We start from the raw sequence: 21,688 nt of genomic DNA, 5'->3' as shown, positions 1-21,688 counted from the left end.
GTGTCCTGCTCCTCCTCAGTGCGCGACGCCCGCGGCGCCGTGTTCGTCGATGAGTTTGCCGCTGATGAAGCGGTCGATGGAGAACGGCGCCGCGAGCGGATGCGCCTTGCCCGCGGCGAGCGTCGCCGCAAAGACGTTGCCCGAGCCCGGGGTGGCCTTGAAGCCGCCCGTGCCCCAGCCGCAGTTGAAGAACAGGCCGCCGACGGGGGTGGCCGAGATGATCGGGCAGGCGTCCGGGCAGGTATCGACGATGCCGCCCCACTGGCGGTTCATGCGCACGCGCGAGAACATCGGGAAGAGCTCGACGATGGCCTGCAGCGTGTGCTCGATGGTCGAGTAGCTGCCGCGCTGGCCGTAGCCGTTGTAGCCGTCGATGCCGGCGCCGATCACGAGGTCGCCCTTGTCCGACTGGCTGACGTAGCCGTGCACCTTGTTCGACATCACGACGGTGTCGAGGATGGGTTTCATCGGCTCGGACACCAGCGCCTGCAGCGGGTGCGATTCGATCGGCAGCTGGAAGCCGGCCATCTTGGCGAGCACGCCGGAGTTGCCGGCGGTGACCACCCCCACGGTGTCGGCGGCGATGAAGCCGCGGTTGGTCTCGACGCCCACGACCTTGTTGCCGTTCTTGCGGATGCCGGTGACTTCGGTCTGCTGCAGCATGTCGACGCCCAGCGCATCGGCGCCGCGCGCAAAGCCCCAGGCCACCGCGTCATGACGGGCGACACCGCCGCGCGGCTGCCACGAGGCGCCCAGAACCGGGTAGCGCGTGTTCTTCGACAGGTCCATGATCGGCACGATCTCCTGGATCTGGTTCACGTCCAGCACCTCGCCATCGATGCCGTTCAAGCGGTTGGCATTGACGCGGCGGTGGATGTCGCGCATGTCCTGCAGCGTGTGGCCGAGGTTCATGACCCCGCGCTGGGAGTACATCACGTTGTAATTCAGGTCCTGGGAGAGGCCTTCCCACAGCTTCATCGCGTGCTCGTACAGCCACGCGGCCTCGTCCCACAGGTAGTTCGAGCGCACGATGGTGGTGTTGCGCGCGGTGTTGCCCCCGCCCAGCCAGCCCTTCTCGACCACGGCGACGTTGGTGATGCCGTGTTCCTTGGCGAGGTAGTAGGCGGTGGCGAGACCATGGCCGCCGCCGCCGACGATCACGATGTCGTACTTCTTCTTCGGCGTCGGATTGCGCCACGCGCGCTGCCAGTTCTCGTGGTAGGTGAGCGCGTGCTTGACGAGCCCGAATCCCGAGTAATGCTGCATGTCCTATCTCCTCGTCTTCAGCATTCGATGACGTTCACGGCGAGTCCCCCGCGCGACGTCTCCTTGTACTTGTCCTTCATGTCGCGACCGGTGTCGCGCATGGTCTTGATCACCTTGTCGAGCGACACGAAGTGCTTGCCGTCGCCCCGCAACGCCATGCGCGCGGCGTTGATCGCCTTGATCGAGCCCATCGCGTTGCGCTCGATGCACGGCACCTGCACAAGCCCGCCCACGGGGTCGCAGGTGAGCCCGAGGTTGTGCTCCATGCCGATCTCGGCGGCGTTCTCGACCTGCTCGGGGGTGCCGCCCATGACTTCGGTCAGCGCGCCGGCGGCCATCGAGCACGCGACGCCGACCTCGCCCTGGCAGCCCACTTCGGCGCCCGAGATGGAGGCGTTCTCCTTGAACAGGATGCCGATCGCGGCCGCGGTGGCGAGGAAGCGCACGACGCCGTCCTCGGTCGCGCCGGGGATGAAGCGGTAGTAGTAGTGCAGCACCGCGGGGATGATGCCGGCCGCGCCGTTGGTGGGGGCCGTCACGATGCGCCCGCCCGCGGCGTTCTCTTCATTCACCGCCAGCGCGTAGAGATTCACCCAGTCCATCGTGGTGAGCGGGTCGCGCAGGCTCGCTTCGGGGGCGTTTGCGAGCTTGCGGTACATCTCGGCGGCGCGGCGCTTGACCTTCATGCCGCCGGGCAGCGTGCCTTCGATCTCGCAGCCGCGGCGCACGCAGGCCTGCATCACCTTCCAGATGTGCAGCAGGCCGTTCCGCGTCTCGGCTTCGCTCCGCCACGCCTTCTCGTTCTCCAGCATCAGCTGGCTGATCGAGAGTTCGTTCACGGCGCACTGGGTGAGGAGCTGGTCGGCGCTGTGGAAGGGGTACGGCAGCTCGGTGGCGTCCTCGACGATGCGGTCCGCACCGGCGGCTTCCTCATTGACGACGAAGCCGCCGCCCACCGAGTAGTACACGCGGCTCGCGAGCTCCGCCTCGCCCTCGCCGAAGGCCGTCAGGCGCAGGCCGTTGGGGTGGTAGGGCAGTGTCTGGCGGCGCAGGAAGACGAGATCGGTCTTCTCGCAGTACTCGACCGGGTGCAGGCCCAGCAGCGTGAGGCGCTTGCCCTCGCGGATGCGCGCGAGCCGCGCCTCGATGGTGTCGGGGTCGACGAGATCGGGCGCCTCGCCTTCCAGGCCCAGCAGCACCGCCTTGTCGCTGCCGTGGCCCTTGCCGGTGGCCCCCAGCGAGCCGTACAGCTCGGCCTTCACCCGCCGCACGCGCGGCAGCAGCCCCGCGTCCTTGAGGCCGGACGCGAAGGTCAGCGCGGCACGCATGGGACCCACGGTGTGGGAACTGGACGGGCCGACGCCGACCTTGAACATCTCGAATACGCTGATCGCCATGACGGGTCGCTCCGGAGGCCGGTTCAGCGGGTGGCCGGATAGACCGGGAAGCGCGCGCACAAGGCCGAGACCTTCTCGCGCACCGCGGCGCTCACGGACTGGTCGTCGATGTGGTCGAGCACGTCGCAGATCCAGTGGGTGAGCTCCTTGGCTTCGGCTTCCTGCAGGCCGCGCGTGGTGATCGCCGGCGTGCCGATGCGGATGCCGCTGGTGACGAAGGGCGACTGCGGGTCGTTGGGCACGGCGTTCTTGTTCACCGTGATGTGGGCCGCGCCGAGGGCCGCGTCGGCCGCCTTGCCGGTGAGGCCCTTGGCGACGAGATCGACGAGGAAGAGGTGATCATCCGTGCCGCCGGAGACGATCTTGTAGCCGCGCTCGATGAAGACGCCCGCCATCGCGCGGGCGTTCTTCAGCACCTGCTGCTGGTAGGCGCGAAACTCGGGCTGCAGCGCTTCCTTGAGCGCGACCGCCTTGCCCGCGATGACGTGCATGAGCGGGCCGCCCTGGATGCCGGGGAACACCACGGCGTTGAGCTTCTTCTCGAGATCCGGGTTGGCGCGGGCGAGGATCAGGCCGCCGCGCGGGCCGCGCAGGGTCTTGTGGGTGGTGGTGGTGACGACGTCGGCGAAGGGGATGGGGTTGGGATACAGGCCCGCGGCGACGAGGCCCGCGACGTGGGCCATGTCGACGAAGAGATACGCACCCACGGCATCGGCGATCGCGCGGAAGCGCTGCCAGTCGACCACGCGCGAGTAGGCCGAGAAGCCGGCGACGATCATCTTCGGCTTGTGCTCCTTCGCGAGCTGTTCGACCTGGGCGTAGTCGATCTCGCCGGTCGCTTCATCGAGGCCGTACTGGATGGCGTTGTAGAGCTTGCCGGAGAAGTTCACCTTGGCGCCATGCGTGAGGTGGCCGCCGTGGGCGAGGCTCATGCCCAGCACGGTGTCGTGCGGCTCGAGGAGCGCCATGTACACCGCGGCGTTGGCCTGCGAGCCCGAGTGCGGCTGGACATTGGCGAAGTCGGCGCCGAAGAGGAGCTTGGCGCGGTCGATCGCGAGCTGCTCGACCACATCGACGTGCTCGCAGCCGCCGTAGTAGCGCTTCGCCGGGTAGCCCTCGGCGTACTTGTTGGTGAGCACGCTGCCCTGCGCTTCGAGCACGCGCGGGCTGGTGTAGTTCTCCGAGGCGATCAGCTCGATGTGCGATTCCTGGCGCTCGAACTCGCCCTCCATCGCCGCCTGCAGTTCGTCGTCGAAATCGGCAATGCGGTCGGTCAGTGCAAACATTCGTATTGTCTCCTCGGTTTTGGACTGTCGTTGCCGACAGCGGCCGCAGCGGATGGCGGCTTCATGGGAAGAGATGTTAGGAAGTTCGCCCGCGGCGCTTTTGCCTGTATCCGTCACGCGTTTGCTTGATATGGACCGTCGGGGAGGAACGGAATCCCCGCCCCAGGCGCCCTGCCGTTTCAGCCCGCCGCGAATTCCTGGGGTGGATGTGCCGAAGGCGACATGCGTCGCATGTGGCCATGCAAGGGGGGCGGAAGCATTCGGGAATGGCTCCGGGCACAAGGAATGCTGTATCGTCCGGGCCACCCGACACAGCCCCTTGAATGCCGACATGCACTGTCTGTCACCCCCCGGCACGATCCGCCCCCTCCGCCGTGCTGGACAGAGAGCCGGCACCGATGGCCATACACGTTCATGACCTGGATTACGGCCCTGAGCAGCCTCTTCGTATTGATCGGCGCGGCGATGCTGATTGCCGGCGGGCGACAGTTCTCACGGACGCGCGTATTCGTCCGGCAGTCGGTCGTCGCCCCGGGTACGATCGTCGCGCTGACCGAAAACCGTGAGCGGGATGAGGTCAGCTACTTCCCGACCGTGAAGTTCAGGATTGTCACGGGGCGTGAAATCACTTTCCAGTCGGCAATGGGTAGCAGCCAGGATGCCGGACGGATCGGGGACAGCGTCGTGGTGCGCTACCGCGCCGACCAGCCGCACATCGCCGCGATCGACCGCTTCATGCCGCTGTGGGGGCAGGCGCTGCTGTTCGGGGGACTTGGCCTTGTGTTCCTCGTGGTGGGCCTTGGGATCCTCGCCGGCCTGTTGCCCGTCTGAAAGCCGGCCGGGTGACAGCGGCCCACCTTCGTGCCTCCACCCACGACCGGCATTCAATCGCGTCCGCGAATACTTATTCCTGCGGTGACCGAGCGTGCAGCCGCCGGCTCGACTCCGAATGCGCCCACCCGCGGCGAAACTGCAAGGTAATCACTGCCCCCACCGCCAGCAAGCCTGCGATCAGATACAACCCATTCTCCAGGCTTCCCGTCGTCGTCTTCACCCAGCCGAGCATGGTCGGGCTGGCGAAACCGCCGATCAGGCCCAGGCTGTTGATGAAGGCGATGGTGCCCGCCGCGGCCTTCGTGCCGCCGAGGAAATCCGTCGCGATCGCCCAGAAGAGCGGTTGCAGCGTGAAGATGCCGGCCGTGGCGATGCTCATCACCAGCAGCGATAGCGGCAGGTTTCCCGCGGTCTGCGAGATGGTGGCGAGCGCGGCGGCGCCGATCAACGCGCAGGCAACGGTGTGGCGACGGCGCTCGCCGCTGCGGTCGGAGTGGCGGCACACGAGGATCATCGTCAGCACCGCGACGCCGTAGGGGATCGCCGAGTACAGGCCGATCGAGAGCACGTCGGTGACGCCTGCGCCCTTGATCAGGGTCGGCAACCAGAAGCTGATCGCATACACGCCGCAGATGAAGGTGAACCACGCGAGCGCCATCGCATACACGCGCGGCGACTTCACGGCGTCGCCGAAGGAGTGGTTGTGGAAGAAGGGGCGCGCGGCGTGGTCGCGCTTCAGTTCGGCGACGACGACGGCCTTCTCCTCGGCGCTGAGCCACCTCGCCTGCTGCGGCCGATCGTCGAGGTAGAAGTACGCGATCACGCCGAGCAGGCAGGACGGCAGGCCCTCGATGAGGAACATCCACTGCCAGCCACCCAGCCCGTTGAACCCGTCGAATGTCCGCATGACCCAGCCCGACAGCGGGCCGCCCACGACGCCGGCGGTGGCCACCGCGGTGAGGAACAGCGCCATCACGCGCGCCCGCCGGTTGGCGGGGTACCAGCAGGTGAGGTAGAAGATCATGCCGGGGAAGAAACCGGCCTCGAACACGCCGAGCAGGAAACGCAGCACGTAGAAGACGGCCGGCGAGGTGATGAACATCATCGCCGCGGACGTGAGCCCCCACAGCACCATGATGCGCACGAGCGTCTTGCGCGCGCCGATCTTCTCCAGGATCAGGTTGCTCGGAACCTCGAACAGGAAGTAGCCCGCGAAGAAGATGCCGGCGCCCAGGCCGTACACCGCGTCGCTGAAGCCCAGCGCGTCCTTCATCTGCAGCTGCGCGAAGCCGACGTTGATGCGGTCGAGGTAGGCGGCGACGTAGCAGATGAACAGGAAGGGCATCAGGCGCCAGGTTATCTTGCGATAGGTCGCGTCCACCCTCTGCTCCAGCACGCCCTCACGAGGCCCCGCGGCGCAGGGCATCTCCAGTACCGTTGTAGTCATTCGTGTCTCCTCGTTCGAATATTTTTTCGAATCGGTGTGGATCGACGGTGCGCCGGTGATGGCCGGCACGTCCGCCGGTGCTGCGGCTCAGTTCGGTTCCGCCCTCCCTTCAGTCCTTGACGGCGCCGAACAGCAGCGCCGCGTTGGTACCGCCGAAGCCGAAGGAGTTCGACAGCGCGGTGCGCACCGTGCGGCGCTTCGCGACACGGGGGACGAAGTCCATTCCGGCGAATTCCGCCGGCGGTTCGGCAAGGTTCAGCGTCGGCGGCACGATCTGGTCGCGGAGCGCGAGCATGCACACGATGGCCTCGACGGCGCCCGCGGCGCCGAGCAGATGCCCCATCGCCGACTTGGTCGAGGATACCGACAACCCGCCCTCCCCGCCGCGCGTGGCATGTTCCCCGAAGACCTCGCGCAGCGCGCGCAGCTCGACGAGATCGCCGAGCGGGGTCGAGGTCGCGTGGGCGTTCACGTAGTCCACCTCCTCCGCAGCAACGCCCGCCCACGCGAGCGCGGCGCGCATCGCACGCAGGGCCCCGCTGCCGTCCTCGGGCGGCGCGGCAATGTGATAGCCGTCGCCCGACAGGCCGTAGCCCAGCACCTCGGCGTGGATGCGCGCGCCGCGCGCCCGTGCGTGCTCGTAGTCCTCGAGCACGACGATGCCGCTACCCTCGCCGATGACGAAGCCGTCGCGCGCGGCGTCCCACGGGCGCGAGGCGGCCTGCGGGGTGTCGTTGAAGCCGGTCGACAGCGCGCGGGCGGCGCAGAAGCCGGCGATGCCCAGGCGCGACACCGCAGCCTCGGTGCCGCCGGCCACCATCACGTCGGCATCGCCCAGCATCACCATGCGCGCGGCGTCGCCGATCGCGTGGGCGCCGCTCGCGCAGGCGGTCGCGACGCCGTGCGTGGGCCCCTGCAGGCCGTGACGGATCCCGACCTGGCCGGCGGCGAGATTCACCAGCGCGGACGGAATGAAGAAGGGCGAGATGCGCCGTGCGCCCTGGCGTTCCAGCGTCAGTGCGCCCTCGGCGAGCGCCGGCAGGCCGCCGATGCCCGAGCCGATCAGCACGCCGGTGCGCTCGCGTGCGCGCGTGGTCGTCGGATGCCAGTCCGCATCCTGCAGCGCCTGCTCGGCCGCGCACAGCGCGTACATCGCGAAGCGGTCCATCTTGCGCTGGTCCTTGGGCGGCACCCATTCGTCGGCATTGAAACCGCCGTCGTCACGTGGCCCTTCGGGCAGCAGGCCGGCGATGCGCGAGGGCAGATCCGCGACCTCGAAGCGGTCGATCGCGCGGATGCCCGACTCGCCCGCGAGGAGCCGCGCCCATGTGTGCTCCACGCCGACACCGAGCGGGGTCGCAAGCCCCCAGCCCGTCACGACCACGCGCCGCAGCGCCCTGCTCCCTGCCCCTGCTCCCGCCATCTTACTTCCTCATGCAAGTCTGCCGCGCGACCGCAACTGCAGCCGCCCCGATGTGTGAATCCTAGTCGACACTATTTCCAATATTATTTACAGTTGATGCGCGATTATTGCCTTCAGCAATCACTATCCACTCACCCGAGCCCCGCCCATGCGCTTCGAAATCCGCCACATGCGCGCCTTCATCGCCGTCGCCGAGGAGTTGCAGTTCCGCCCCGCCGCGGAGCGCCTGCACATGACGCAGTCGGCGCTCACGCGCACGATCCAGCACCTGGAGGAAGCCGTCGGCGCGGAGCTGCTGTCGCGCACGACGCGCGTCGTGCAGCTCACCGAGGCCGGGCGCACCTTCCTCTACGAATGCCGCCTCGCGCTCGGCCACATCGAGAAGGCCTCGCTGCTGGCGCAGGCCGCCGCCGACGGCAAGGTGGGTTACCTGCGCATCGCGTACATGGACTTCGCGATCAACGGCAAGCTGCCGATGATCATCGAGAAATTCCTGCACACGCATCCGGGCATCAAGGTCGAGCTGTTTCACATCCCGAGCTCGAAGCAGAAGGAGGCGCTGCTCGAGTCGCGCATCGACATCGGCTTCCTGCTCGGCCCCTTCGAATCGCCCACCGTGAGTCAACTCCTGGTCGCGCGCGAGGAACTGGTCGTGCTGCTGCCGGCCACGCATCCGCTCGCCGAAAAACCGTCGATTTCGATCCGCGACCTCGCAAACGAAAAATTCATCCTCGGCTCGAAGGAGTCGTGGGAAGCCTTCCGCTCGCACTTCTTCGCCCTGTGCCACGCCGCCAACTTCTCGCCCCTCGTGGCACAGGAGGCCTCGACCAGCGACGGCATCTTCGGGCTGGTCGCCGCGAACATCGGCGTCGCGCTGTACGCGCGCTGCGCGGAGAACATCCAGCGCAAGGGGCTGGTGATCCGTCCGCTCGCCGGTCGGCAAAAGCCGCTGGAGACCCTGGTGTGCTGGCGCAAGGACATTCCGACTCCCACCGTGGACCGCTTCGCGCAGTTCCTGCACGACAACGCCGAGGAATTCGGCATCGCGAGCGAAGCACGAGAATAGCCGCGCACCGCGCCGGAACTGTTGCCGCTTGCGGGGCGATTGTTGTTTCAACGCGCAATAATCGCCATCACTCCTCACCCGCATGAAAAAAGCGACCCGCAGGCCTGGAGTACCTGCGGATCGCCAAGGGGGAGGACGGTGAGCGCGATCAGAAGAAGCGGTTGGGGACGAAGGTCACGATCTCCGGGAAGGCCGTGAACAGCCCGATCACGCCGAGCATGATCAGCCAGTAGGGGACGGTCGCCCACGACGCCTCGCCCAGGCTCACCTTGCGCCTGGAGATCGTCACCAGCACGAAGAGGTTGAGCCCCACCGGCGGCGTGATCATGCCGACCTCCATCAGGATCGTGACGACGATGCCGAACCAGATGGGGTCGAACTGCATCGACATCATCAGCGGGAAGGCGATCGGCAGCGTCATCAACAGCAGCGAGATGCCGTCGAAGAAGCAGCCCAGCACCAGATACACGAGCACGATCGCGAACAGCACCTCGTAGCGGCTGAGGCCCATCTTCGCGACCCAGTCGACGAGCTCCTTCGGCAAGCCAAGGACGCTGATCGCCTGCGCGAGGATTAGCGTGCCGAGCAGCACCATCGCGATCGTGCCGAACATCAACACCGAGGTCTTGAACGACTGCCACAGCTTCGGCAGCGTCAGGTCGCCCCACACGAAGCCCAGCACCGTCGCCGCGACCACGCCCAGTGCGGCGGCCTCGGTGGTCGTCGCGAGCCCCATGTAGATCGTGCCGAGCACGAAGAAGATCAGGATCGGCAGCGGCCAGATCGCGCGCAGGCCGGTGAAAATCTCGCCCCAGCTCGGGCGTTCGTCCTCCTTCGGCGCCAGATCCTTGCGGAAGTAGCACAGGCCCGCGATGTAGGCCGAGAACAGGCCGGCGATGAGCAGCCCCGGCACGATGCCGGCGAGGAAGAGCTTGCCGATCGACACGTCCTGCGTGGCGCCATAGATCAGCAGCGACAGACTGGGCGGGATCAGCAGGCCGAGCGTGCCGCCGGCCGCGAGCGAGGCGATGACGGTCGCCGGATCGTAGCCGCGCTTCACCAGTTCGGGATAGCCGACCGAACCGATCGCCGCCGCTGTCGACGAACTCGAGCCGCTGACCGCGCCGAACACCGTGCACACCGCGATGTTGGTGTGCAGCAGCTTGCCCGAGAAGCGATGGAACAGCGGCGTGAGGCCGTTGTAGATGCGCCCGGAGATGCCGCTCGCCATCAGGATATCGCCGAGGAAGATGAACAGCGGCACGGCGCTCAGGGTGAAGTCGGTGAAGGTGTTCCACACCGCCTGCACCGCGAGCGAGGTCGCGTCCCCCACCTGGAACTGCAGCAGGATCAGGCCGGTGAGCCCGAGCGCTGCGCCCAGCACCGCGCCGGTCACCATCAGCACGAGCATGCTGGTCGAAAGGATGCCCCAGGTCATAGCACTTCCTCCTCGCCAGCGAGGGAGAACAGCGACGGGCGGCCGGCAAGCTGGCGCAGGCTGTCGAAGAGCTGGCCGAGGCTGACGAGCACCATCACCACGGTGCACAGCGGCAGCATCGCCATCCACGGCCACAGCAGCATCGAGCCGATGTCCGAGCGCGCGTCGAGCAGGCGCGAGAAGTCGGCGAAATCGTAGGAGAGCGCGAGGAACCACACGCAGAAAGTCGTGAGGATCACGGTGGCGCCGATGTCGACGAAGTGGCGCAGCGGCCCCTGCAGGCCGCGCGTGACGATGTCGAGGATGATGTGACGGCGCATGACGAGGCCCAGCGGCATCGCGAGAAAGGCCATCGTGGCGAACAGCAGGCCGATGAATTCATCGGAGAAGGCGAAGGGTGCGCCGACGAAGTAGCGCATCACGACGCCCAGGAACACGAACAGGCTCATCAGCACGGCGGCCACGGCAGCGAGCCGGTTCATGCCGAGCGCGAGCCTTTCCAGGCAGCGGATCAGGAAGTGCATCAGGGTCTCCAGCGATTGATTCCGGAACGATCCGGGCGTCCGCAACACGTTGCGGACGCCCCTGCGACGCCGCTCAGGGCGTCAGCTTGGCGATCGCCTCCCTCATGCGCTGGTAGTACTCGATACCCTTCGGCCCGGCCGACTTCGCCATGTCGGCCCAAGCCTTGTCGGATGCGGCGACGAAGGTGCTGACGTCACCCTGCGAGAAGGGCTGCAGCATCGTGATGCCGAGCGCCTTGCGCTCCTCGATGGCGGCGCTCTCACGATCGGGGCTCACCGCGGCGTCGCGCGTCTTCGCCCACATCGCCTCGCCGGCCTCCACGAGCACCGACTGCAGGTCCTTGGGCAGGCGCGACCAAGCCTTGTCGCTGACGCCGAACATCCACGGCACCGCTGCCCACGGATGCATGTAGGCCTCGTACTTCGCCACCTCCTGGATCGACACGGTCTTCGCAACCGTCGACAGGTAATAGGCGCAGTCGACGACACCGGTCTGCAGCGCCATGTACATGCTGTTCTGCGGGATCACCTGCGCGGCGACGTCCAGGCCCTGGAAGGTGCCGACGAGGTGGCTGCCCCACACGCGCAGCTTCTTGCCCTTCAGTTGCGCGAGGCTGTTCACCGGCTCCTTGCAATGCACGCCGACGTTGAACACGGGGCTGACGACGCCGCCGACGGTGTGGATGCGCCACTTCGAGTAGCCCTCCTCGTAGATCGCGCGCATCGTTGGCAGTAGCTGCAGGTGCTGCTGCGGGTTGCGGATCGCGCCCTGCACGTACACGACGCCCAGCTCGGGCGCATCGCGCGTGAAGTACTCGCCGTACAGCATCGCCATGTCGACGGCGCCCGCCTGCATGATGCGAAGCAGGTCCGCGTCCTTCAGCCCGAGCGAGCCGGCATGGAAGACGTTGATCTTGAGCCGCCCGTTGGAGCGCGCCGCAACGTCCTCGGCGAACTGTTGCAGGTACTTCGCCTCGGGGCGGGATTCGACGATCTGGCTGTGCATCTTCAGCTCGATCGTCTCGCTCGCCACCGCGCCGCCGGCCACGACGCACAGCGCGCCGAGCAGCAGCTTCCTGAAAATCGACAAACCACTCATGACAAACACTCCTTTGGTGATGGGCGCGCGCCGATCGCGCGCACCTGCCGCCACGCGTCGGTCGTCGCTTGTTTTCATTGTTACGGGTCCCGGCTCGCGGGCGGGTGAAGCACGGTGGGGTCGGCGGGGGCCTGCGCACCCCCGCCGTATGCCCGATCAGCCCTTCATCGAGTACAGGTAGTCGACGCAGCGGTCGACCGACTCGACGTCGGCGAACTTGGCGTCGATGTCGAACAGGTTCCACTCGACGGCACCGGGCACGCGGTCGCCGATGCACTCGCGCACGGCGATGGTGCGGAAACCTTCGGCGAGGCCGTCGCACAGGGTCGTGCGCACGCAGGCCGAGGCGGTGACGCCGGTCACAAGGATGGTGTCGACGCCGGCCGCACGCAGGAAGCCCGCGAGATAGGTGCCGTGGAAGGAGCTCGCGCGCTTCTTGATCAGCACCTGCTCACCGGCGATCGGCGCGATGCGCGAGTCGATCGCCCAGATGTTCTCGTCTTCCTGATTCACGACGTCGACCGGGATCTTGTTGTGCCACAGGCCCATGTCGGTGTGCGGATTCTTGCGGTCCGTGACCTGGTAGCAGGTCGTCACGTGGATCACCGGGTGATTGTTCTCGCGGCAGGCTTTCAGCAGGCGCTGCACGCCGGGGATGATCTCGTCGTCGATCTTCTCGCAGGTGAAGGGATTGCCGGGGCGGGTCCAGGCGTTGGCGAGGTCGACGTTGATCAAGGCCGGCTTCTTGCCGAAGCCCACGCGGCGCTGGAAGCCGCGTTCCTGGTACAGCTTGGTGGCTTCGGCGAAGGCTTGCTTGAGCATGTCGTTGAGTTGGCTTTCCATGTGATTCGTCTCCAGACAATGGTGGTTTCGGTTGGCGACAAAGGCGTCTTTGTCTGGAGGAATACTAGCCAATACTATTGATCTGAATATTTACAATTGACGATCTATTATTGTCCTTTACGCACATAAAGCGATAGACACGGTCTCGTATGCCCCTGCCCGGCACGGAACGAGCACCGGGCGTCGCGGCGAGTCAGCGCGGAGCATCACCGACCACATTGCAGAGCGCGCTGCAGCCGAGATGTAAAGCGGGAAGTGACAAGCCATCACAATTCTGCACAAACGCTCGAAACCCCGTTTACAAGTGCTTGCTAGCCTCCGTATCGACAGCGAAAAAATCCAGCTGTCCTCGACGGTCCCGGACGATCGTCGGGTCATATATTCGGAGACAAAACAATGAGTGATCTGCGCACCGAGAGGCCCTCGCTCGGCCTCGCCCTGCTGCCCATCGTCCTCACGCTCGGCGTACTGGGCGTGCAACTCTTCTACTACAAGGACTTCACCCCCCACGTGCCGCTGGCGATCGGTCTTGCGATCACCGCGGCGATCGGCTGGCTGCAGGGCCATCGCTGGCAGCAGATGGAACAAGGGGTGCTGCACATCGTCAGCATCGGGCTGCAGTCGATTGCGATCCTGATTGTCGTCGGCATGATCATCGGTACGTGGATCGCGAGCGGCACGGTGCCCTACATCATCCACGCGGGACTCAACCTCCTGACCCCGCAGTGGTTCCTTGCCGCGGGGATGCTGCTGTGCTCCCTGGTGTCGGTATCTCTGGGGACGTCCTGGGGTACGACCGGCACGGTCGGTCTCGCACTGATGGGCATCGGGGCGGGTTTCGACATTCCGCCATACTGGACTGCCGGCGCCGTGGTGTCGGGCGCGTTCTTCGGCGACAAGGTATCGCCGCTATCGGACACGACAAACCTCGCTCCCGCCGTAACCGGCGTAGGCCTGTTCGATCACATCCGCAACATGATGCCCACGACGGTCCCGTCGATGCTGATCGCATTCGCGCTCTACCTCGTCGCGGGCTTCAGCCTGATCGGGGGCGAAGGGGCGGATTTCAGCAAGATCGAGACGATCACGTCCGGTATCGAGAAGAACTTCACGCTGTCGTGGACGGTCCTGCTGCCCGCCGCCCTCGTGCTCTTCCTCGCGCTGCGCAAGATGCCCGCGATTCCGTCCTTGTTCGCCGGCGCCATCGCCGGAGCACTGGTCGCGATGGTCGTGCAAGGCGCCAGCGTGCATGACGTGTTCGCCTACATGCAGGACGGCTACAAGCTCAAGTCCGGGGTGAAGGAGATCGACAGCCTGCTCAACCGCGGCGGCATCCAGTCGATGACCTGGGTCATCACGCTGGTCATGATCGCGCTGGGTTTCGGTGGCGCACTCGAACACACGCGCTGCCTCGAAGTGATCGTCGACGCGATGCTCAAGCGTACGCGCCGCTTCGGCTCGATGCAGGCCGCTGCAACGGGCACCGCGATCGCGACGAACCTGGTTGCGGGCGACCCCTACCTTTCGATCGCCCTGCCCGGCCGCATGTACGCCCCCGCATATCGCGGCAAGGGTTATTCGACGCTGAACCTGTCGCGCGCGCTCGAGGAGGGCGGCACCCTCGTGTCCCCGCTGGTGCCCTGGAACGCGGGCGGCGCCATCGTCATCACCGCGCTCGGCCTGGGCGTGGCCGAAGGCAACTTCGAGAACCTGCTGTATATTCCTCTGTCGTTTGCATGCTGGATGTCGCCGGTGATCGGCATCTTCTACGGCTACATGGGCTGGTTCTCGCCGCGCGCCAGCGAGGCGGAAAAAGCGCGCTGGCACGCTGAAGGCGAAGCGATCCAGACCTTCGACCACGATGAATCGATGGGCGGCCTGAAGCCGAGTCCGGCGGCGGCCTGACGTCTATCTGGCAAGGCGGCGCCCCGATGCGCCGCGAAGCCCCGGGCACGGCCCCTCCTCGAGGGGCTCGTGCCCTTATAATTTGATCTTCCAGCAGACAAAAGCCTCGACACGACGGGACCGGCATGGCTGACAAACCGCTTCAGAATCAGCGCAAGTTCGACAGTCGCCTGCGTCACAGCAATCAACCCCACCTGCCCGGACAGCCGGCCGAAGGCATACCCACGACGATCCACAGGCGCATCGGTTTCCTGCTGCTCGAACATTTCTCCATGATGGCGTTTACCGGCGCCGTCGACGCGATCGTCACCGCCAACCTCGTCAGCGGCAAGCCGCTATACAGCTTCGAGACCTACAGCCTCGAAGGGTCGACAGTTCGCAGCGACCTCGCGATCAATATCTCGGTCGATGGCGACTTGCGATCCATCCCCGTGAAGACGCTCGACGTCCTCATCGTATGCGGCGGCTACCGCTCGAAGCTCGAGCCCGCGCGTCCGACAGTCGAGAAACTCCGCGAGGCGGCGCGGCATCGCGTCATGCTGGGCGGCCTGTGGAACGGCAGCTATCTGCTCGCGCACGCGGGGCTCCTCGACGGCTACGCCTGCACGGTGCACCCCGACAGCCGCGCCGGGTTGGAGGAGGTGTGTCCGCAGGTCAAGCTCCTGGCGCAACCATTCGTCATCGATCGCGACCGCATTTCATCTGCCGGCGCCAACAGCGCCCTGAGCATGATGCTGGCCGTGATCCGCAACCATCACGGCGAGGAGGTGGTGCGCGGCGTGGAGGAGATCCTCTCCTGCGACCGGACCCTCGATGACCTGCCCGACCTTCCGATGACGGCGCTGGCGGACGACCCCACGCTGCCCGCTGCGCTCAGCACGGTGCTGCAGCTGATGAAGAACAACATCGAGGAACCCCTCAGCATCGACGACCTGGCGCAGCACGCACAGGTGTCGCGCCGCCAGATCGACAGGATGTTCCAGCGCTACATGAATACCACGCCGGCACGCTACTACCTCGAGACCCGCATCACGCGCGCCCGGCGCCTCCTGCAGCAGACGAACGAGCCGATCACCAGCATCGCGATCGCCTGCGGCTTCAGCGGCGCGCCGCACTTCAGCCGTTGCTACCGGGAATTCTTCGGCGTCTCCCCGTCCCAGGTCGGCGCGCGGCGGCGCCGCCCCTGACGGGATTCACGCTGCCCGGCCCTGCGTCTCGTCCCGGCCGGCCGGAGCCGGGGCGGGCTCGTCGGGCTGCAGGCAAGCGCCCGCCTCCTCCAGCTCGCGCGCCAGGATGACCCCAAGCCCGTCCTGCGTGCCACGGCAGCCGACGACGTCGTCCGCCCCTGCCTTCGCCTCCAGCGTGCGCAAGCGCTCGCTGCTGTCGATCAGGCCCAGCATCTCGCATGCGCCGGCGAGTTTGTGCGCCAGTTCCTGCACTTCGAACAGATCCCCCTGCTCGAGCGCCTCGGTGATTTGCGGCAAGGTGGCGTCTGCCTGCTCGTGCAGCAGCGCCACCAGGCTCAGGACACGGGCACAGCCGAACACCCGCGCGTGAGCCACCAGCAGGCGCCTGTCCACCGTGACATTGCGCTCAGCCTCGTTCTCGCGCATCGGGGCCGGGATGTGTGGCTCCTTCGGCCCGAGCACTTCGGCAAGGGTCTGCAGCAGGTGCTCGATCCGGACGGGCTTGGCCACGACGGCGTCCATGCCGTGGTCGAGACAGTGCCGGATGTCTTCGGGGCTCACGCTGGCGGTCAGCGCGATGATCGGCGTGGTCCCGTTCAGATTCCCGGGATCGCTGCGGATCTCCCGGCTCACTTCGCTGCCGCTCATGATCGGCAGGTGCATGTCCATGAGGATCGCGTCGAACCCCTGCTGCCTGCAGATATCGAGCGCCTGCCGGCCGTCCACGGCCGTGCACACCAGGTGTCCGGCATGTTCGAGCAGGCCGCACAGGACCAGACGATTCACCTCGACATCCTCGACGAGGAGCAGGCTCAGGCTCGGCAGGTGCGCCGGCGCCACCGACGGGATCACGGACGCCTCCGGCGGCAAGGCCCGTACCGGGACTTCGACCCGGAAGCGGCTCCCCTCCCCCGGCACGCTCGCGACGCCGATCGTTCCGCCCAGGCCCTCCACCAGCTTCCGGCATATCGCCAAGCCGAGGCCGGATCCGCCGAAACGCCGTGTGATCGTGTCGTCGGCCTGGGTGAAGCGCTCGAAGATGCGCGCCTGCTGGGTTTCGTCGATACCGATGCCGGTGTCGCAAACCTCGAAGCGCAGGCGGCTCGCAGCTCCCGCCTTGTCGTCGGCGTCGACACGCAGCCTGACCTCGCCCTCGAGGGTGAATTTGATCGCATTCGACAGCAGGTTGCCGAGGATCTGCCGCAGGCTCCCCGCGCCGCCGATGTAGCGCCCCGCCAGCCCCGGCGCGATGTCGGCCGCAAGCGTCAGCCCCTTTGCACCGGCCGAGCCGGCCACGAGCAGGAGCTGATTGTCGACCAGCTCCTGAAGGTCGAAGGCCTCCTCCTCCGGCATCTCCCCACCCTCCTCGATGCGGGCGTAATCGAGGACGTGGTTGAGCGTTGCGAGCAGCAATTCGCCCGACCGCTGCAGGACATCGAGCTGGTTCCGCGACGTCTCAGGCATCTCGCTGTGGCGCAGGAGTTGCAGCATCCCGAGCATGCCGTTCATCGGCGTGCGGATCTCGTGGCTCATCGTGGCGAGGAAGGCGGATTTCGCGCGGTTCGCCGCCTCGGCCGCATCCTTGGCCGCCTGCAGGCTGCGTGTGCGCTTCTCGACCATTTCCTTGAACTGGTCGCGGCTGTACAGCAGCCGATCGTGAGCAAGCTGGCGCCGGCTGATGTCCTGGCGGATCGCCAGCTGCATGTCGTTGAGGGCCGCGACCACGGCGTCGAGCTCGTCGGGCACCGCCGAAGGCGGACGCGCCAGCTTCAGCGGCGCATCCAGGCGTCCTTCGCCGAGCAGCCGGGCGAAGCGCGCCATGCCCTCGAGGTGGCGCGTGACGAACCACTGGAACACCACGACCAGCGCCGCCGCGATCAGCAGGACGGTGAGCGTCTGGCTCAACAGGATGATGAGCCCGCTCCAGCCGAGCCGCGCGAACACCGCCCCGCGATCGGTCTGCACCACCAGTCGCCCCAGGCTTCGGTCGCCTTCGGGCGCGGGATAGATGAGCTCGAAGCTGTGCTCGATCGGCGCGATCACGCGGCGGCGGGCGGGAATCTCGAACGGAGTCACGAAGCCGGCGCCATCCAGCCGCAGGCCGCCGATGTCGGGAAAATCGGAGATCCCCTGCAATTGCAGGCGCAACTGCTCCTCGTCGAGGTCCCACACGCTGCGCGCGAGACTCGCGAGATAGCTGCTGCGGATCAACTCGATCCGTTCCTCGATCGAACGCATCTCGCGCCGGTACTCGATCGCGACCTGCAGGGCGGTCGACAGCAGCGCGAAGCCCAGGCTGCAGGCCAGCACGTAGATCGTCACGCGATGCGCGAGGGGATGCTCGCGCCGGTAGCCGGGAAGGCGCCTTAGCCAGCGTTCAGCGGTACGCAGCATCCGGTTCCGTTCCTTTGAGTTCCGCCAGGTAGGCGTCGGCGTGCGCGCGCTCCAGTCGCTGCAGGCTGCCGTCCGCATGCATCTCGGCGAGCCGCCGGTCGATGTACGGGAGCAGCGATTCGAGCGGCGAGCCCCGGCGCACGGCGACGTAGTAGTGCTCGGTGACCAGAGGTTCGGGCAGGCGCATGATCTCGTCACCGTAGCCCAGACGCTGACCCTGCAGATGCCAGGTGCGGAGCCCGACGGGCATGAAGTCGATACGCCCGAGCGCGAGCTTGCGCACGTTCTGCTCGCTGCGCGACACCCGCTCGACCTTCAGGCGGGCCTCGGCGAACCGGTCGAAGCGCTCGCCGAAGCTGTCGCCGAGCAGCAGGCCGACGGTCTTGCCCTCCAGGTCGCTCCAGCGCGAGAAGGCGAATTGCCGGTCGCGCCGGACGAATAGGACGATAGGGTCGGCGACGAGGTATTGCGTCGAGAACGCGAGCCGCCGCTCCCGCTCCGATGTGCGGTAGGCCGCGACGACGACGTCGATGCGCCCCTCCTGCGCTTCCAGCAGGCAGCGCTTCCAGTTGCCCAGCGGCTCGGTACGCAGCTCGTGCCCCATCTCGCGGAAGATCCCGCGTACGACCTCGGGCGCGAGTCCGCGCAACTGGCCCTGCGTGACCCACGACACCGGCGGATAGGCGGGATGGCCGCAGGCGCTGAACGTTGCTCCCTGCGCACCGGCGGCGAGCCCGCACAGGGCCAGCGCCACGCTCGCGCGCCTCATGGGCGTTCGCGTGGAACCGGAGTGAAGCGGTATCCGGCCCCGTGCACGGTCAGGATGACTTTCGGGCTCGCGGGGTCGTCCTTCAGCTTGCGGCGCAGGCGGCCGACCAGCACGTCCACGGTGCGGTCGCTCGGCACCCATTCGCGGTTGCGGATCTGGTCGAGCAGCTGGTCGCGGCTCATCGTCTGACCGGGATGACGGAGAAACGCCCTCAGAAGCTGGAACTCGCCTTCGGTGAGCTCGGCCTCGACGCCCGACGCATCGACAAGCTGGCGGCGGTCGGGGTGCAGCGTCCAGGCGCCGAACGCCACCTCCTTCGCGCGCGCGGTGCCGGGAGACATCGACCTGGACTGTTTCACGCGCCGGATAAGGTTCTTCGCCCGCGCGAGAATCTCCCGCGGGTTGAAGGGCTTGGTCACGTACTCGTCCGCCCCGCACTCGAGGCCGACGATGCGTTCGATCTCGTCCTGCTTGCCCGACACGAGGATGATGCCGACTTCGCTATTCACGCGGAGCTCGCGCGTCAGGGTCAGCCCGTCCTTGCCCGGCAGCCGGATGTCGAGCAACACGAGGTCGATGTTCTCCCCCGCGATAAGGTCCTCCGCCTCCTCTGCGGTCGCCGCGCACAGGACACCAAAGTCCTCGGCCGCGAAGTACTCCGCCAGGCAGTTTCTGGTCACGGGGTCGTCATCGACCACCAGCACGATTGCTTCACCGGCCACGCCTTCGCGCTCCTACATTCGCGATGTCCTGCGTGCGTTCATGACGACATCCACCGGACGGCAGCGTCAACCAAGGACCGCAATCGCCTCGATCTCGACGCGCACATCACGCGGCAGCTTCGCCACCTGCACCGTCGAACGCGCCGGACGATGCTCGCCGAACGCCTCGGCATAGACCGCGTTCATGTCGGCAAAATCGCCCAGATCCTTCAGGAACACGGTCGTCTTGACGATGTTTGGAAGATCTGCGCCGGCCTGCGCAAGCACCGCCTTGAGGTTCGTAAACACCTGACGGGTCTGCGTGCCAATGTCCTCGCCGGCAATCGATCCGTCGGCCGCGAGCGGGATCTGGCCGGAAACGAACAGGAGGTTACCGCTCTGGACGGCAGGAGAGTACGGTCCGGCCGGGGAGGCTGCGGACGAAGCAGTGATGAACTTCATGAACAGGTGTCTCTTTATGATTCGACTGTCACCGTCTGTTGACCGGTGACTTGTATCGAGAATAGGCACAAAGGTGTCGCGTCATTTGCCGGACGGCGCCAAGTCCTTATCTGTACGCGCCAATACTGGTGCGTCGCTCGGCCACGCGACGAAAGAGTCCCGACCAGCGAAGCCGCACTCGCGCACGCTGGCCGGGAGGCCCTCAAGGAGATCGAAGATCAGTGGCCTGCCGCTGACGCGGCAGGCCTGTCACTGATGGATTAGCGACGGATGATGTTGTGCTCCGGCCCGTACTTGAAGCCGGTGATGTTCTCGGCGCCGTTCTCGGTCACGACCAGGATGTCGTGCTCGCGGTAGCCGCCGGCGCCGGGCATGCCTTCGGGCAGCATGATCATCGGCTCGATCGACACGACCATGCCCGGCTCCAGCACCGTCTCGATGTCCTCACGGAATTCGAGACCGGCCTCGCGGCCGTAGTAGTGCGACAGCACGCCGAAGGAGTGGCCGTAGCCGAAGGTGCGGTACTGCAGCAGGCCGTGCTCGGCGAAGATCTCGTTCAGTTGGGCGGCCACGTCGCAGCAGCGGATACCCGGCTTGACCAGCTTGAGGCCGGCTTCGTGCACCTTGACGTTGACCTCCCACAGCTTGAGCGAGGCGTCGTCGCAGTGGTCGAAGAACATCGTGCGCTCGAGCGCCGTGTAGTAGCCCGAGATCATCGAGAAGCAGTTCAGCGACAGGATGTCGCCCTTCTGCACCTTGCGCGTGGTCACCGGGTTGTGCGCGCCGTCGGTGTTGATGCCCGACTGGAACCAGGTCCAGGTGTCCATCAGCTCCGAATCCGGGAAGCGCTTGGCGATCTCGCGGATCATCGCCTGCGTCGAGGCCAGCGCCACCTCGTGCTCGGGCGCGCCCTCATGCACCGCCGCCGCGAGCGCCGCACCGCCGACGTCGCACACCTGCGCGCCGTGCTTGATCAGCGCGATTTCCTCGTCCGACTTGATCATGCGCATGCGCATCGTCGGCGCGCCGATGTCGGTCAGCGTGACGTTGGGCAGTGCGGCCTTGAGCTTTTCCAGGCGCTCGACAGGGATGTGGTCGTATTCGACGCCCACACGGCCCTTGTTGGCGATCTCCTGCTGGATCGCGCGGAAGTAGTTGTCGCGGCGCCAGTCGGTGTAGACGATGTTGTAGTCGCCCACGGTACGGCGCCACGGCTGGCCGCCGTCGATGTTGGCGCTGATCGACACGACCTTGTCCTGCGTCACCACCAGGCCGTAGGGGCGGCCGAAGGAGCAGTACAGGAAGTCGCTGTAGTAGTTGATGTTGTGCATCGACGTGAACAGCACCGCATCGATATTGTTGTCGGCCATGTACTTGCGCAGCTTGGCCTGGCGGTTGTGATACTCCTGCTCCGAGAAGGTGTGCTTCACCTTCTCGCCGTTCTCGATGCGCAGCAGGTCCTTCATCTCCGAAATCGACTGAATGCCGGTAACCAGATTCGTCATGTCCATCCGCTCCTGTTTGTTGTGGGGTGTTCCGATAACCATCGCCGACCGCTTGAAGATTCGCGCAGCAGCAACGTGAGTCCATGCTAGAGAAGGGGCCGGGGCGCCGGTTTCCGCACTTCGACGGGCGTTTTCGTGAAAA

18 protein-coding genes are annotated in these 21,688 nt (G+C 66.4%); 4 read left to right on the top strand and 14 right to left on the bottom strand.

What is annotated here, in order from left to right; translation table 11 throughout:
• Window positions 1–15 precede the first annotated feature (15 nt).
• From U5817_RS10380 to glyA, 3 genes are read right to left on the bottom strand one after another with little or no spacing between them, the layout of a single operon-like run.
• Window positions 16–1,266 (bottom strand): sarcosine oxidase subunit beta family protein, encoded by a 1,251-nt coding sequence (locus U5817_RS10380; RefSeq protein ID WP_407280668.1) that lies wholly within the window; start codon window positions 1,264–1,266, stop codon window positions 16–18.
• Window positions 1,267–1,283: 17 nt separating this feature from the next.
• A complete protein-coding gene (locus U5817_RS10375) occupies window positions 1,284–2,663 on the bottom strand; it encodes an L-serine ammonia-lyase (RefSeq protein ID WP_407280667.1) in 1,380 nt (459 codons plus the stop codon).
• Between the two features lie 23 nt (window positions 2,664–2,686).
• Window positions 2,687–3,949, bottom strand: coding sequence for a serine hydroxymethyltransferase (gene glyA, locus U5817_RS10370; protein ID WP_407280666.1), 1,263 nt, complete (start codon window positions 3,947–3,949; stop codon window positions 2,687–2,689).
• Between the two features lie 414 nt (window positions 3,950–4,363).
• Between glyA and U5817_RS10365 the strand changes: the two genes are divergently transcribed.
• Window positions 4,364–4,780: a DUF3592 domain-containing protein gene (locus tag U5817_RS10365; protein ID WP_407280665.1), complete on the top strand. Its 417-nt coding sequence runs from the start codon at window positions 4,364–4,366 to the stop codon at window positions 4,778–4,780.
• Between the two features lie 73 nt (window positions 4,781–4,853).
• On the opposite strand, the gene U5817_RS10360 is transcribed toward U5817_RS10365, so the two are convergent.
• Both U5817_RS10360 and fabF read right to left on the bottom strand, forming a co-directional pair.
• Window positions 4,854–6,230, bottom strand: a complete 1,377-nt coding sequence (locus U5817_RS10360) for an MFS transporter (protein WP_407280664.1) — start codon at window positions 6,228–6,230, stop codon at window positions 4,854–4,856.
• A 109-nt stretch (window positions 6,231–6,339) separates the two neighbouring features.
• Complete coding sequence (gene fabF / locus U5817_RS10355) at window positions 6,340–7,653, bottom strand: beta-ketoacyl-ACP synthase II (protein ID WP_407280663.1); 1,314 nt, start codon at window positions 7,651–7,653, stop codon at window positions 6,340–6,342.
• Window positions 7,654–7,801: 148 nt separating this feature from the next.
• Between fabF and U5817_RS10350 the strand changes: the two genes are divergently transcribed.
• Window positions 7,802–8,719 carry a LysR family transcriptional regulator gene (locus U5817_RS10350; protein WP_407280662.1) on the top strand — a complete coding sequence of 306 codons (918 nt, stop codon included), beginning with the start codon at window positions 7,802–7,804 and terminating at the stop codon, window positions 8,717–8,719.
• A gap of 148 nt (window positions 8,720–8,867) precedes the next feature.
• Here U5817_RS10350 and U5817_RS10345 read toward each other — a convergent pair whose 3' ends face one another.
• From U5817_RS10345 to U5817_RS10330, 4 genes are all read right to left on the bottom strand, one after another.
• Window positions 8,868–10,157, bottom strand: coding sequence for a TRAP transporter large permease (locus U5817_RS10345; protein ID WP_407280661.1), 1,290 nt, complete (start codon window positions 10,155–10,157; stop codon window positions 8,868–8,870).
• Window positions 10,154–10,681: a TRAP transporter small permease gene (locus tag U5817_RS10340; RefSeq protein ID WP_407280660.1), complete on the bottom strand. Its 528-nt coding sequence runs from the start codon at window positions 10,679–10,681 to the stop codon at window positions 10,154–10,156. The genes U5817_RS10345 and U5817_RS10340 overlap by 4 nt, the downstream gene beginning before the upstream one ends.
• A 73-nt stretch (window positions 10,682–10,754) precedes the next feature.
• Window positions 10,755–11,780 carry a TRAP transporter substrate-binding protein DctP gene (gene dctP, locus U5817_RS10335; protein ID WP_407280659.1) on the bottom strand — a complete coding sequence of 342 codons (1,026 nt, stop codon included), beginning with the start codon at window positions 11,778–11,780 and terminating at the stop codon, window positions 10,755–10,757.
• Between the two features lie 156 nt (window positions 11,781–11,936).
• Window positions 11,937–12,623, bottom strand: coding sequence for an isochorismatase family protein (locus U5817_RS10330; protein WP_169131238.1), 687 nt, complete (start codon window positions 12,621–12,623; stop codon window positions 11,937–11,939).
• 396 nt (window positions 12,624–13,019) lie between these two features.
• Here U5817_RS10330 and nhaC point away from each other — a divergent pair, with 396 nt between their 5' ends.
• Both nhaC and U5817_RS10320 read left to right on the top strand, forming a co-directional pair.
• Window positions 13,020–14,528: a Na+/H+ antiporter NhaC gene (nhaC, locus tag U5817_RS10325; protein WP_407280658.1), complete on the top strand. Its 1,509-nt coding sequence runs from the start codon at window positions 13,020–13,022 to the stop codon at window positions 14,526–14,528.
• A gap of 125 nt (window positions 14,529–14,653) precedes the next feature.
• Window positions 14,654–15,715: a GlxA family transcriptional regulator gene (locus U5817_RS10320; RefSeq protein WP_407280657.1), complete on the top strand. Its 1,062-nt coding sequence runs from the start codon at window positions 14,654–14,656 to the stop codon at window positions 15,713–15,715.
• A 6-nt stretch (window positions 15,716–15,721) separates the two neighbouring features.
• Here the strand turns inward: U5817_RS10320 and U5817_RS10315 are convergent, their stop codons facing one another.
• The 5 genes from U5817_RS10315 to U5817_RS10295 all read right to left on the bottom strand — a co-directional run bounded on the left by U5817_RS10315 (window position 15,722) and on the right by U5817_RS10295 (window position 21,546).
• Window positions 15,722–18,109, bottom strand: coding sequence for an ATP-binding protein (locus U5817_RS10315; RefSeq protein WP_407280656.1), 2,388 nt, complete (start codon window positions 18,107–18,109; stop codon window positions 15,722–15,724).
• Complete coding sequence (locus tag U5817_RS10310; RefSeq protein ID WP_407280655.1) at window positions 18,093–18,878, bottom strand: substrate-binding periplasmic protein; 786 nt, start codon at window positions 18,876–18,878, stop codon at window positions 18,093–18,095. Before U5817_RS10310 ends, U5817_RS10315 begins: the two co-directional genes overlap by 17 nt.
• Window positions 18,875–19,600: a response regulator gene (locus tag U5817_RS10305; protein ID WP_407280654.1), complete on the bottom strand. Its 726-nt coding sequence runs from the start codon at window positions 19,598–19,600 to the stop codon at window positions 18,875–18,877. Before U5817_RS10305 ends, U5817_RS10310 begins: the two co-directional genes overlap by 4 nt.
• A gap of 66 nt (window positions 19,601–19,666) precedes the next feature.
• A complete protein-coding gene (locus tag U5817_RS10300) occupies window positions 19,667–20,041 on the bottom strand; it encodes a RidA family protein (RefSeq protein WP_169131250.1) in 375 nt (124 codons plus the stop codon).
• A 260-nt stretch (window positions 20,042–20,301) separates the two neighbouring features.
• Window positions 20,302–21,546, bottom strand: coding sequence for a M24 family metallopeptidase (locus tag U5817_RS10295; RefSeq protein WP_407280653.1), 1,245 nt, complete (start codon window positions 21,544–21,546; stop codon window positions 20,302–20,304).
• Window positions 21,547–21,688 lie beyond the last annotated feature (142 nt).

The organism is Aromatoleum evansii (genome assembly GCF_045689615.1).
GTDB lineage: Bacteria > Pseudomonadota > Gammaproteobacteria > Burkholderiales > Rhodocyclaceae > Aromatoleum > Aromatoleum evansii.
Note: the sequence above shows the minus strand (reverse complement) of the source record. Positions and strands in the feature narration are given on the sequence as shown.

What these genes read in the sequence shown, in the direction of transcription:
- U5817_RS10380 (WP_407280668.1), bottom strand. Translation starts at nt 1,266, where the DNA reads ATGCAGCATTACTCGGGATTCGGGCTCGTCAAGCACGCGCTCACCTAC.
- U5817_RS10375 (WP_407280667.1), bottom strand. Translation starts at nt 2,663, where the DNA reads ATGGCGATCAGCGTATTCGAGATGTTCAAGGTCGGCGTCGGCCCGTCC.
- glyA (WP_407280666.1), bottom strand. Translation starts at nt 3,949, where the DNA reads ATGTTTGCACTGACCGACCGCATTGCCGATTTCGACGACGAACTGCAG.
- U5817_RS10365 (WP_407280665.1), top strand. Translation starts at nt 4,364, where the DNA reads ATGACCTGGATTACGGCCCTGAGCAGCCTCTTCGTATTGATCGGCGCG.
- U5817_RS10360 (WP_407280664.1), bottom strand. Translation starts at nt 6,230, where the DNA reads ATGACTACAACGGTACTGGAGATGCCCTGCGCCGCGGGGCCTCGTGAG.
- fabF (WP_407280663.1), bottom strand. Translation starts at nt 7,653, where the DNA reads ATGGCGGGAGCAGGGGCAGGGAGCAGGGCGCTGCGGCGCGTGGTCGTG.
- U5817_RS10350 (WP_407280662.1), top strand. Translation starts at nt 7,802, where the DNA reads ATGCGCTTCGAAATCCGCCACATGCGCGCCTTCATCGCCGTCGCCGAG.
- U5817_RS10345 (WP_407280661.1), bottom strand. Translation starts at nt 10,157, where the DNA reads ATGACCTGGGGCATCCTTTCGACCAGCATGCTCGTGCTGATGGTGACC.
- U5817_RS10340 (WP_407280660.1), bottom strand. Translation starts at nt 10,681, where the DNA reads ATGCACTTCCTGATCCGCTGCCTGGAAAGGCTCGCGCTCGGCATGAAC.
- dctP (WP_407280659.1), bottom strand. Translation starts at nt 11,780, where the DNA reads ATGAGTGGTTTGTCGATTTTCAGGAAGCTGCTGCTCGGCGCGCTGTGC.
- U5817_RS10330 (WP_169131238.1), bottom strand. Translation starts at nt 12,623, where the DNA reads ATGGAAAGCCAACTCAACGACATGCTCAAGCAAGCCTTCGCCGAAGCC.
- nhaC (WP_407280658.1), top strand. Translation starts at nt 13,020, where the DNA reads ATGAGTGATCTGCGCACCGAGAGGCCCTCGCTCGGCCTCGCCCTGCTG.
- U5817_RS10320 (WP_407280657.1), top strand. Translation starts at nt 14,654, where the DNA reads ATGGCTGACAAACCGCTTCAGAATCAGCGCAAGTTCGACAGTCGCCTG.
- U5817_RS10315 (WP_407280656.1), bottom strand. Translation starts at nt 18,109, where the DNA reads ATGCTGCGTACCGCTGAACGCTGGCTAAGGCGCCTTCCCGGCTACCGG.
- U5817_RS10310 (WP_407280655.1), bottom strand. Translation starts at nt 18,878, where the DNA reads ATGAGGCGCGCGAGCGTGGCGCTGGCCCTGTGCGGGCTCGCCGCCGGT.
- U5817_RS10300 (WP_169131250.1), bottom strand. Translation starts at nt 20,041, where the DNA reads ATGAAGTTCATCACTGCTTCGTCCGCAGCCTCCCCGGCCGGACCGTAC.
- U5817_RS10295 (WP_407280653.1), bottom strand. Translation starts at nt 21,546, where the DNA reads ATGACGAATCTGGTTACCGGCATTCAGTCGATTTCGGAGATGAAGGAC.